Raw genomic sequence first — 12,191 nt, 5'->3', positions numbered from 1 at the left:
ATACAAACACCGCTAATCTGCTCCACTTACCCCTCACTTTGTACGATTTTTCATACAAACACCGCTAATCTGCTCCACTTACCCCTCACTTTGTACGATTTTTCATACAAACGCAGCACATTTGCTCCACTTGCCCCTCACTTTGTACGATTTTTCATACAAATGCAGCACATTTGCTCCACTTGCCCCTCACTTTGTACGATTTTTCATACAAACACCGCTAATCTACTCCACTTACCCCTCACTTTGTACGATATTTCATACAAACGCGGCACATTTGCTCCTCAAGTCCCTCACTTTGTACGATATTTCATACAAACGCAGCAAATTTGCTCCACTTACCCCTCACTTTGTACGATATTTCATACAAATTCCTACTGCAAAATTTACTCACCAATAGTCTCATCGCTTTATGCAACCGCAACTTTCGGCAGCTAACCGTTCACATACTCATAATCCGCAAATACGGCAGCCTGTCCCCTGTAGATCCCTTCCGAATCCACGACGTTCCAGACGGTCACACGCTTGATATAGAACCGCCTGCCCGTGCTGGAGATGCGTACCCCCGTATAATTATCGACATATCCGTCTCTTGTCACACGCGCCATGAATGCGGCTCGTTCATCCTGTCCCATCGACTCCGCTGTCAACCGGGACGGCGTCCTCGTCAACGTCTCCCAATCCAGCTCCCACAGCTGCAGCGTCTTGGCATTTCCGTAATTTAAAATAGGGTCGTCTTCGATGCCATGCGACAAGACGACAAGCTCCGATCGTTCCAGTTGCTCCAGCGGGCTTCTCCCGGATTCCAGCGGAATGAGAGACTTTCCCGTCCAATGCCGATAGCTGTCCATTAGCAGCTTGGCATGATTTTCGAGGTCAATCGGAGATTTTCTATCCGTCATCGTGTCCTTCCCCTTTCAGTCGATGGCGCCTGCGCCTCCGCACAACTTAATCCTTATTCATTCTTGGACGATTCCGTCCCTCTTCATTCTACAGCGATACTGTCTCTCTACATTTTACTACGAATCTGCCCCTCCCGCTATTTTTCGACCGTTATCATCAGCTTACCGGCACTTTTTATCGTAACTGCCTTACCTTTTTCGTCCTCCACTCTTCGCTTCATGTCAAAGCTCGCCTCCCCGCTTATTTCATATATACCCGCGGGAAGAGGAACTTCGGTCGGCAAGCCGATCAGATTATCCTCTCCGCCCTCGGCATAAGCTTGGACGCCGGAGTACACCTCGCTTATCGGCTGCCCCTGCTTCAGATTCGTATGTATAAGCGGCTGGTTCATCACGAACACGAAGCCGTAAGTATCGGAAGTATCCCTCACATAATAATGAAATGGCGAAGCCGCATGAGCAATCATCACCGACTTCTTGTCTCCCGTATACTCCAACTCCCCGGTGACCGGCACACTTTCACCTTCCTTATAGACATCCTGATCAACGCATATGCGATAAATAATCGCCGCTTTCTCCGATTCGATACATTGCCGCGAATTTCCGTCAACGTCCGTATTCGGTCCGTTCACACCGGGAGGCGATACTTCCTGCACGCTCATGCGAACATTCTCCTTATTCTCCTCCCCAGACCTAGCAAGTTCTGTGCAGCCTTGCAGCACAAGCAGTCCCAACATCGCGCTGATCATCAACATTTTCCTGTACATGGCACTCGCTCCTCCTCACTTCTCCTCACTACTCTTAATCTCAAGACGATAAATGGAACGAAAAAGGTTCGTTCAACGAGTTCTTAATGAAGAGCGACCTCTAATTTCGCACAGTACACCCGCTTCGCAAAGCATCATCAGACCACCCTCGTCATAAAAAATCTAAGGTTTCCGTTATTGTATATATCGAAAGCTCGACTAGGCATCAATTTCGACAAGGCGGTAAAGAACCTGAAATATGAGCCTTCCCATCATGCTGCTGGAGACTAGACGCGCAACTGAATTTATGGCCACTTATGATGATGCCGAAGATTAGACGCTTAACTGGGTTACCGTTACTTATGATGATGCCGAAGACTAGACGCTTAACTGGATTTATGGTCACTGATGAAGTCGAATTCGTCGTTCTCAGCGCTGCAAATGGAATATGTACAGTTGAATCTGACTATATCGCGAAAATTACAATAATCAGCCTAAAGAGTAGCACGAAATCCAGTTATTTATAACAAGCAGAAGCATTTCAATAAAAATAATGACATGATATCCAGTTAGATGTGTTTTAGATGCTTTTGAGATGCGTTTGAGATGCGTTTGAGATGCGTCTGAGTTACGCTTGAGATGCGTTTGAGTTACGCCTGAGATGCGTCTGAGGTGCATCTTAATAGAGTCGCGCCGGATGATGAATACCAACAACTATTCGCCAAACAGAATCCTGCTTTCTGCTGCAATTGAGCCATTATCGCCAAACAGAATCCGCGCTTTCCGCTGCGATCGAGCCGTGCCTGAAATTCCAATAATTCTGCCGTGGTAAACAAATGTATACGGAAGTAAAAAGTAGTCTCTTTGAAAGCGGTGACAAGTTACTTAATGTTACATTAAGGACATCCATACTGCAGCCAACGTCGCTGCAAGCCCAATACGGAAGGGAGGAAGCGCCGCCAACGGAAATATGACCCATAAGGCATTTCTTTCATCACTTTATTATTTATCCAAAAAAGGAGCAAACCATAATGAGAGACATTTACGCACCGAGCAGCAATGGAAATGCCATGAGAAAAATGGTAACCGCTATCATTTTAACAGCCCTGCTGTTCTCATTCCTTCCTGTCGCACAGGCTGAGGATGCCGAAGATATGGAGAAGAAGCCGCTGCACAATCTGGCACAAGGGCTTCCCTATGAATGGTCGGAGCAGCCCGACGCCCAATATCCCGATACCGGCTACAAGTTGACGGACGGCGTATACGGCGAGCTGGACATGACGGACCCGGCATGGATCGGCCACGTGCAGAAGAAGACGCGCGAGGTCATCTTCGATCTGGGCGAGCCCAAATCCATTGCAAGCATCAGCGCCCGCTTCCTGCAGGATTGGCCGACCAACACCATGCTCGTGCCGCTGACCGTATCCATGTATGTGTCCGACGACCGCACCAATTGGGGTGTGCTGTCTCACAACTCCACGCAGCTGCTGTGGGGAGACGGACCGCCAAGGGAAGAGGTGTTCGAATGGGACGGCAGCCGTGACGGCATTAAGAGCGGCAATCTTGACGCAGACATGGCTTATGCCCGCTACGTGAAAGTGACCTTCTCCATGCACACCAGAGCGTGGAGCTTCATCGACGAGATCGAAATTATGGGACGTGACGGACAAGCCCATGGCGCTGTAAGCGTTCCCCCTACGCCGTACGGCTTGCTGCCTGCCGGCGAGGCGACTGCCGGCATTCGCAATCTGGGCTTGCTGTACAACGGACAATATCCGAACGATCTGGGTACTTGGACGAAGGAACGGATCATCCCGAACATCAGCTATGTTGATGCCGCAGGTGAGCCGGTTGACTGGCTGTTCGACGGCGTGCTCTATCTTGGCTTGCATTCCCCTGCGGGCAGAGGATACAACGGCGGCGCCAACTTGGAAGACTGGACTTGGTATCTGGACAAAACGTTCGCCAACACCGGCGATATGGACCAACTGAACGAGGCGGCCATTGAAGTAGGCGCCAAGCTGAGCGATCCCGGTCATAAAGTGAAAGTCGTGCTTATGATTCCGGACCCCGGCGAGTCTATGAGTGACTTCGGCGATGTGGACGGAGACAACGTCATCGAGAACTTCAACGCTTCCGGAATCGGAGAGGCCGCCGCATTCGCCAACCGCGAGAAGGTCATTCAATGGTACCTGGACGAGGTTGAGCTGCGGTGGGCGCAGAAGCAGTACTCCCATCTGGAGCTGGCCGGCATGTACTGGCTGGAGGAGCAGATCAACATTAGCGAGACGGGACCGGATCTGATCTTATCCACCAGCGAGAAGGTGCATGCCAAGGGAATGAAGTTTTTCTGGATTCCGCACTTCCTGGCCTACAAGAGCCATATGTGGAAGGATGTCGGTATCGATGCCGTCTCCATCCAGCCGAACTACTTTTTCGAGGAGATGGACTACGATCGTCTGGAAGACGCGGCGAATATCGCCAAGAGTTACGGCATGTCGCTGGAGCTTGAGTTCGACGATCGGATGCTGACGGACAGCGTGTTCCGGGAACGCTACGTCGACTACTTGAACAGCGGCGTGGAGACCGGACTGATGCATAACGGCTTTAAGGCCTATTACCAAGGCAACAACGCGGTGTACAATATGGCTGTCAGCACAGAGCCCGCTACCCGCATCCTGTACGACTGGCTGTATCAGTTCACAAGCGGCACCTACCAGCCGAACAACGCGCTTCCTCCGGAGGCCATCGTCCAGATGAACGGACAGCCCCTGCAGAGCGGAGCGGTTATTCCATCTACCGAGCCCCTATCGCTCAGCTGGCAAGTACCGGGCGATGACGGCAGTGGATTGATTCAAGCTTCCGTACAGTTCGACGGGCAGCCTTATACGGCGGGAACGGAGCTCGACCTATCCGGCAAGCCGGGCAGGCACGAGGTCGTCGTATCCGTATCTTCGGGCAAGACAAGGCGAACGACCTATATCATCGAAGCGGCTGCGAACGCCGACACGATGCGGATACTGGTGGACCGATTCGCGGCGGACGAACTCATCGCAAGCGCCGAGGCCGCGAACTCGCTTCGCAATTATCTGGAGATGCTGAAGCAGTATGAAGGGAACGACCCGACCCAGGCTCGCAAATTCCTGAGCGGGCTGAACGACAGGCTGGAGCAGCTGAAGCAGACGGACAAGCTGGCGGACGAGGCGTATAACGTGCTCAAGGAAAGTATCTATGCCGCTGCGGGCAATCTCGCTCTGGACAAGCCGGCCCAAGCGTCCACCGTGGAAGCGGGTAAAGCCGCCTACAGCGCAAGCAAAGCGGTTGACGGACTTGCGGCTACCCGCTGGTCCAGCGAAATTCGTGACGACAACTGGTTCCAGATCGATCTGGGAGAACCTGCGGTCATGGATACAGTACGCATCCATTGGGAATACGCCCGTGCGAAAACCTACAAGCTTCTTGTATCGCTCGACGGGCAAAACTGGAGCAATGTAACAAGCGACAACAACGGCATCATTACGGCGAAGGAAGGCAAGGAAGTCGTCTCGTTCCCATCGGTAGAAGCCAGGTACTTGAAGTTCGAGGGTGTGGAGAGAGCAACCTTCTACGGCTACTCCTTCTATGAGCTCAGCATCTACAATCTGGGCGGAGACGGGGAGATTGAACAGATCGAAGGATTGAAGGCATCCATTGACAATCAGACGGGCGCGGTATCCGTACAAGGATTGATCATGAGCGGCGAGCCGGCTCTCGTCAGTCTGAAGGTCATTGATCCCGCAGGAGACGAGCATTATGATGCGCAAGCGATAAGCTCGGAAGCGGGTGACTTCCAGTTCCAGTTCTCGGCAGGCGCGCTGGAAGGCGTCTATGAAGCGCAGCTGATGACGGATGAGATGGACGAGCCGGTCACGGTCACTTTCAACTACGAGAAGCCAGGCACCGGCACGCCGAGTTATCCTTCATATCCGGTGCCGGTGGCAGATCTGTTCCAGCAGCAACACGACGGCTCCATGCGAGCTGTCCTGAAGTCCAAGCTTGAAGGAGACGGCAAGCTGGCAGTTGGCACAGTGAGCAAGAGCGATATGCGGCAGGCGCTGGCCAAGCTGAAGCCCGACAAGGACGGCAAGCGGACGATTACGATCGAACTGAAGCCTCATGACGATGCGACGCAGTATGCGGTTGAGCTTCCCGCCGCCTACCTGTCGGATCAGGACAATCTGCTCGTCGAGCTTGTAATGCCGAATGCTACGCTCCTGCTGACAGGGCAGATGCTGGTCGAAGCCGCAAGCAACGGCAAGCTGCGGTTGATCGCGGAAGAGCTGGAGGAATTGATCGCAGAAGAAGAGGCGCTTGCGCACATCGGAGACAGACCGGTCGTGAAGCTGTCCGCCGAGCTGGACGGCCAAGCTTTCGCCTGGGAGAATGCTTCCGCACCTTTGGAAGTCATCCTGCCATATACCCGCTTAAGCGGCGAGAAAGCGGCCCGCATCGGCATAATGTTCATTGACGGGCAAGGTACGGCCGTGCAGCTTGAAGGAGCCGACTATTCCGCTGCAGGCAAGCATGTGAAGTTCAGCATCAACCGGTTGGGCAGCTTCGCCATTTCGTATACGTCTGACAGTGAAGCCGGGACTCCTCCCGCTATGCCGTTCACCGATATGAACGGACATGCCTGGGCGCAAGATGCCGTTATGAAGCTGGCCGAGTTGGGCATTGTGAAGGGCACTTCGGACTCCAGCTTCAATCCGGCCAAGGAGATCAGCAGAGCTGACTTCACGCTGATGCTCGTCAGAGCGCTCGGCCTGCAAGGAGAGGCGGGCGCCGCATTCAGCGACGTCAATCCGGACGATTATTACTATGAAGCTGTGTCCGTTGCCCGCCAGCTTGGCATCATCTCCGGCATCGACGATAGCCGGTTCGCACCTCAAGCGAGCATTACCCGTCAGGATATGATCGTGATGGCGGCAAGGGCGCTTGCTGCAGCAAGCAATATCGACTTGACGTCAGACGCGGCAGAGCTGCAGCAGTATGCCGACTCCGGCCAGATTGCCGAATACGCGGCCGCCAGCATTGCAGGCATGATTGAGCTGGAGCTGATCAAGGGCGACGGCGACATGCTGAAGCCGCGGGACAACAGCACGCGTGCCGAGACGGCTGTGTTCCTGTACCGCCTCCTGCAGCATCTGAACCAGTAAATTCCGCTGCTCCGGGACTGTCTCCTGATAGCCATGCCGAATGAGGCAGTCCTGCCCCGGACAGGAAACGAGCAATAGCCTCCAACCCCACGATAACTGTGGAGTTGGAGGCTTCTCTTTGCCTAATTAATAATAGATTTACTCAGGGACCGCGTTAGCCGGTTACACGGATGATAGCGGCGGCGCTGATCCCTTCATATTCAACGGTGACCGACGTCTCTCCTGTTGTCTTCGGCACGATCGTGCCGTCGGGACGCACGTCCAACACCGAGCTATCGTCTACTTTATAGACCGCTCGCAGGACAGTCATGGCAACACCGTCCCGATATGCCGCAATGGCATTGAGGCGGCATGCCTGGCCCCCCAGCCTTACATCCTCGCAGCCAAGCAGAGCAAGCGACTGAATCTCTCCTCTACTGCCGAATAGATGAGTAAGCGGCGAGGCCAGTCTTGCTGCCCAATCCTTCTCCACATGTTCTGCATCCGGATCGCAATAATACGCCAGCTCTTCTCCGGCGCTATAACCTAATGACAGCAGCTGCTCCGCTACGCCGCGCACATGCTTCTCCATCACCAGCGTGCCTTCGCGGCCGCCGAGGTCGATCCATATACGAGATAGAGGCTGCTTCTGACGAAAGGTATGCAATTGCGGAGCCTCCGCACCCGCAACAGGGTCTACACAGTAGAAGTACGGAGACACGATGGCCAGCTTGCCGAAAATATCCGGGCGGCGAAAGCCGATATGATACGTCACCTGTCCTCCGCGCGACGAACCCATCAGAGCCGTATTCTCCCGGTCCGGCAGCGTCCGGAACATCTCGTCAATGAAGGGCTTTACTTCTTCTATGACAAAGGCTTCATATAAATGTCCCTTGGGCCGAATCGAAACTTTATCGTCCTCATAGCGGACGCCTTCCAGCTCATGTGTGAACTCGTCGGCCCGTTCCATTCCTCTATTCGCCAAGCCCACTACGATAATTTCCTCGATCCGGCCGAGAGCAATCAGGCGATCGACCGTGTCATGCACTTGCCATGAATACCCGTTAAATGCGGGGTGGAAAATATTTTGCCCATCGTGCATATACAGCACCGGGAAGCGCTTGGCCCGCTCTTGCCGATAACCGGGCGGCAAATAAATGAAAATATCCCTGGCATTATTCAAATGAGCGGAATAGAAGTTCTCGATCCGTAGAATGGTAGAGCGGTTCGTCATCGCAATCCCTCCTGCAAGCTCATATTCGCTATATCTACCCAATTCTCCACTTGATACTCCAGCCTCAAATCATCGTCCGCTTTAAAGCTTCTGTACGGAATCTCATTGCCGTGCGCATCCGTCTCGTGCTTGCCCAGCCCCCGGGAAATCCGGAATATAAATGCGATTCCTCGCGGCACCTCGAACGTTCCTCCGTACAGCCTGTCCCGAAGCTTCGGCAGTGCAATGCCGGCATACAGCGTGTCCGTCGCCGGTGTGTTGTCCGGCACCTCCACATACATCTCCATGACAACCTTCTCAGACACATAAGGAACGATCTCTACATCTAGACGAGCGGTCAAGCCGAATCCGCAATAGACAATGGAAGTACCGCCGGTCTGCCTCGGCAGCATCATACCATCTGCGCGAACGTCAATAATAGCCGAATCAGTCGGCTCGTACCGGCCGTTCAGATCCGTCATCATGAACCCGCTGTCATAGTGTACGACAGCGTTCATCGCACACTGCTGTCCTTCCAGTCCGACGATACTCGGTCCATGCAGTTCAGCGCGCACCGGTGTACCGATCTCGCCGAAGAAATAGAGAAGAGGCGCATGAACTCTGGCAGCCCAATCGCGCTGAGAGTGACCGGAGCCGACGGCAATGTGGAACATCAGATCGGCTCCCGGCTTGAATCCTGCATCGATGAGCGTATTCGCCACTTGACGCACATGCTTTTCCATCACCGTGTAGCCTTCGGCATCGCCGACATCCATCCAGATCTTCAAGTCTTCCCTCTGCTCATACACCTTGCTCAGCCATCGCTCCTCCATCGTCGCGGAATCGGTGCTTACGAAAAACGGGCATAGCGCACCGATCATGCCGAATACGTCCGGATGGCGAAAACCGATATTATACGAGACCAGCCCGCCGGCCGAGGAGCCCATTAAAGCCGTGTTCGCTTTGTCCGGCAGCGTCCGGTATTCCCGATCGATATAAGGCTTCACTTCCTGCAGTAAAAATTGCTCGTATAACTCCCCTTGATTCGACATGCCGAACACGTCTTGCCCGTCCGGGCTGGCATGCATGTATTCCGCAATTCTTGCATCCTCTATATGAGCGATTGCCACAATAATAATTTCCCGCATCTTGCCCTCAGCAACAAGCCGGTCGGCCGTGAGATGAACATCCCACGACTCCCCCTTCTGATCCTGATGGAAGACGTGCTGCCCGTCGTGCATATACAAGACCGGATACTTGCGATCCGCTTCGTCTTGATAGCTGGGGGGCAAATAGATGAACATATCTCGCTCATTATTTAATAAGCGGGATTTAAACTCCTTTATTGCAATCAACCGCGATATCTCCACCTGGCATTCTCCTCACACCGGGGGATCACGATGTAACGGACAAATAAATAAACTTGTTGTGGCTGCTGTAATCCGCATCTTGAATATTGCCGTCCATCGTATCCACAACCGGCTTATAATCATTAAGTTCATAGGATAGCTTCACAACGTGATCCGGCAAAATATCCGGACTATGACTTGTGCAAAGAACGGCGATTGAATCCCGATCTCCGCGAGTTCGCACCACTTCATTCGCAAGAAACTCATTGATAACCAGTCCCTTGCGGTCCGTAAATCGGTTTAGAAATTCATCCAGGCCTGCCCGGTCCTCATACCGGTGAATACAGGATTCATCCAACCCCGACAGCAGCGCGATCCGATTGGCAAGCTCGGCATCGTTGCAAGGCTGCATAACAAGATATTCCGGAGCCGCTCCGAGCAGCGTGCCTGCCCGCTTGAAGCTGCCGGCATAATCCGGCAATATTTTATGAAAGATCGGGTCTTCGATCCAGCTGTCAATGACAAAGACAGGAATCCCAAAGCCGAAATAACGGGACACCGTGGCAAATCGCTCCTGATCGGCATTAAGCAGAAAGACGCCGTCCAGATTTCGTTCTCGAATCATGTCATACGATGGGGAATCTCCGTCCACTTGCATAAAAATAATATGATAACCAAGCTCGCCGCACAGACGTTCAAGCGTATATAGTGTTTTTACGTATTTTAAATCGGACCATGGCTGAGGCGCCAAATCACGGAACAACAGAATGCCGATCAGCCCGGTTTTCTGAAGCTTTAAAGAGCGGGCGCTCCGGTTCGTCACATAATGAAGCTGCTGCGCGATTTTCAATACCTTGACGCGCGTTTCATCGGATATGGATTGCGTCTTGACATCGTTCAATATATAGGAAACGGTCGCGATCGAAACCCCTGCAGCCTTGGCAATATCTTTGATCGTCGTTTTTTTCATCGTCTTATCCGCCCTCACTTAAACGTTTCAGTCGATTTAAACATACGTCGATTGAATTGTCAAGCGCCCTCCGGCGGCTCTGCGACGAGTACAATCCAGCCAAAGGGAGGCAAGCCGACCGTCATCGTGCTGTCGGCCATCCGGAACGTTCCGCTTCCCCCAAGCGCCCTGTATGACGCAACCGGTTCTGCAGCGAATGTTATCGCTTGCTCGGTATCTTCATCGTTCAAAGCAATATAGATGCGTTCGCTTGCGCTCGCTCTGCATACGACGAGCTGGCGATGATGCGCGTACACGAATTCGCAAGCTCCCGCTTGCAAGGTCTCATACGTTTTACGCCACTCAATGAGTCGACGGTAGAACCCTAGCAGTTCGGCATCCTGACGCGCTTCGTCCCAAATCATCGGTTTCCTGCAGTCAGGATCGGCCCCGCCGGTCATTCCGATCTCGTCTCCATAATAGATGCAAGGCGTCCCCGGCAATGTGAATTGAAGCAAGGCGGCTAGCATAAGCTTGCGCGCATCTCCCGTCTGTGTAAGCACCCGAGGCGTATCATGGCTTCCGATGATATTGAAGGCCGCTTCATTCACCTGCTGCGGATAGTTGACCAGAATACGGCTAATTCGGGAAGATAACGTGGGGGCGTCGATCTCACCGCCGGCGCTGAATTGAAGAATGGCCTCTGTAACGGGATAGTTCATCACGGCGTCGAATTGGTCCCCTCGCAGCCACGGCATCGCATCATGCCAGATTTCGCCCAGAATATAAAAGTCGGGTTTGAGTGACTTGACCGATTGGCGGAACTCGCGCCAGAAGCTGTGATCCACCTCGTTGGCCACATCCAGCCTCCAGCCGTCGATATCGCATTCCTCGATCCAATACCGGGCGACGCCGAGCAGATAGTCCCTTACTTTCAGATTCGCCGTATTCAGCTTGGGCATATGCGCTTCGAAGGCGAAACAATGATAATTCGGCCTGTCGCCTGCAGCAAGCTGATCATCATGCATGAGGAACCAGTCCCAATAAACCGACGCCCTTCCTTTGTCCAGCACATCCCGGAAGGGAGCGAACGCCTTGCCGCTATGATTGAAGACGGCATCGAGGACGACTCGTATTCCCCGTTCATGAAACGCTTCGACAACCTTCTTCATCAGGCTGACGTCGCCGAAATGCCGATCGATCCGGTAATAATCGGCTGTGTCGTATTTATGGTTTGTATGGGCTTCGAACAGAGGTGTGAAGTACACAGCATTGACGCCCAGTGATTGAATATAGTCGACGTTGTCCAGCACGCCTTGCAAATCCCCGCCGTAGTAATCATGCGGCCCCGGATTGTCCTCCTCCCAGGAACGAACGCCAAGGGGATCGTTGGATACATCGCCGTTGGCGAAGCGCTCGGTAAATATTTGATAAAAGACAGCCTCTCTGACCCAGGCAGGCGGCGCCAGCACCTCGCTCGGCCATATGAACGGATAATCAAAAAAAGTTAATGGATCTTGCGGCCGATGAGTCGTAAAGCCCTGCTCCGTGTACCAAAGCTGCTGTTCCCCGTCGATCAGTTGAAATGCATACCGCAGCCTCCCGTAAGGCGGTGTCAGCTCCGCCTGCCAGTAATCGAACAGTTCGTCGGACGCGATGATGCGCATTGCTTTTTCCGTGCCCGTTCCCGCCCAGTCGTACTTGTCGCCATACACCGCTTTAATACTCTCAAGATCTCCTTTGCGGGTTCGCAGCCGTATATGAACGGTGCGATCGTCATAAGCGTAACAATAGCTGTCCGTCGAGCGATGATAGATAGCTTCCAAAAGCATGAGACTCTCCCTCCATCCTTCCTCGC

Annotated in this window: 7 protein-coding genes; 1 reads left to right on the top strand and 6 read right to left on the bottom strand. The window is 53.2% G+C overall.

All coding sequences use genetic code 11. The features are described 5' to 3' along the window. Positions 1-434: 434 nt before the first annotated feature. Together M6D81_RS29595 and M6D81_RS29590 are read right to left on the bottom strand one after the other, a co-directional pair. Complete coding sequence (locus M6D81_RS29595) at positions 435-902, bottom strand: MEKHLA domain-containing protein (RefSeq protein WP_262681050.1); 468 nt, start codon at positions 900-902, stop codon at positions 435-437. Positions 903-1,039: 137 nt separating this feature from the next. Further along, positions 1,040-1,669, bottom strand: coding sequence for a hypothetical protein (locus M6D81_RS29590; RefSeq protein ID WP_262681049.1), 630 nt, complete (start codon positions 1,667-1,669; stop codon positions 1,040-1,042). A 1,010-nt stretch (positions 1,670-2,679) separates the two neighbouring features. Between M6D81_RS29590 and M6D81_RS29585 the strand changes: the two genes are divergently transcribed. Next, a complete protein-coding gene (locus tag M6D81_RS29585) occupies positions 2,680-6,843 on the top strand; it encodes a DUF4855 domain-containing protein (protein ID WP_262681048.1) in 4,164 nt (1,387 codons plus the stop codon). Positions 6,844-6,997: 154 nt separating this feature from the next. Here M6D81_RS29585 and M6D81_RS29580 read toward each other — a convergent pair whose 3' ends face one another. From M6D81_RS29580 to M6D81_RS29565, 4 genes are read right to left on the bottom strand one after another with little or no spacing between them, the layout of a single operon-like run. Further along, positions 6,998-8,056 (bottom strand): alpha/beta hydrolase, encoded by a 1,059-nt coding sequence (locus M6D81_RS29580; RefSeq protein ID WP_262681047.1) that lies wholly within the window; start codon positions 8,054-8,056, stop codon positions 6,998-7,000. Continuing rightward, the gene (locus tag M6D81_RS29575; protein WP_262681046.1) at positions 8,053-9,405 is read right to left on the bottom strand and encodes an alpha/beta hydrolase; all 1,353 of its coding nucleotides are present in this window, start codon (positions 9,403-9,405) and stop codon (positions 8,053-8,055) included. Before M6D81_RS29575 ends, M6D81_RS29580 begins: the two co-directional genes overlap by 4 nt. Before the next feature lie 25 nt (positions 9,406-9,430). Beyond that, complete coding sequence (locus M6D81_RS29570) at positions 9,431-10,354, bottom strand: LacI family DNA-binding transcriptional regulator (protein WP_262681045.1); 924 nt, start codon at positions 10,352-10,354, stop codon at positions 9,431-9,433. A 59-nt stretch (positions 10,355-10,413) separates the two neighbouring features. Then, positions 10,414-12,165 (bottom strand): glycoside hydrolase family 13 protein, encoded by a 1,752-nt coding sequence (locus tag M6D81_RS29565; RefSeq protein ID WP_262681043.1) that lies wholly within the window; start codon positions 12,163-12,165, stop codon positions 10,414-10,416. Positions 12,166-12,191: the final 26 nt, after the last annotated feature.

The organism is Paenibacillus sp. J5C2022 (assembly GCF_025567625.1).
GTDB lineage: Bacteria > Bacillota > Bacilli > Paenibacillales > Paenibacillaceae > Pristimantibacillus.
The sequence above is the reverse complement of the archived record's forward strand: the minus strand, read 5'-3'. Positions and strand labels throughout refer to the sequence as shown.

Coding starts and splice junctions, on each gene's coding strand:
- M6D81_RS29565 (WP_262681043.1), bottom strand. CDS start 12,165: ATGCTTTTGGAAGCTATCTATCATCGCTCGACGGACAGCTATTGTTAC.
- M6D81_RS29580 (WP_262681047.1), bottom strand. CDS start 8,056: ATGACGAACCGCTCTACCATTCTACGGATCGAGAACTTCTATTCCGCT.
- M6D81_RS29585 (WP_262681048.1), top strand. CDS start 2,680: ATGAGAGACATTTACGCACCGAGCAGCAATGGAAATGCCATGAGAAAA.
- M6D81_RS29590 (WP_262681049.1), bottom strand. CDS start 1,669: ATGTACAGGAAAATGTTGATGATCAGCGCGATGTTGGGACTGCTTGTG.
- M6D81_RS29595 (WP_262681050.1), bottom strand. CDS start 902: ATGACGGATAGAAAATCTCCGATTGACCTCGAAAATCATGCCAAGCTG.
- M6D81_RS29570 (WP_262681045.1), bottom strand. CDS start 10,354: ATGAAAAAAACGACGATCAAAGATATTGCCAAGGCTGCAGGGGTTTCG.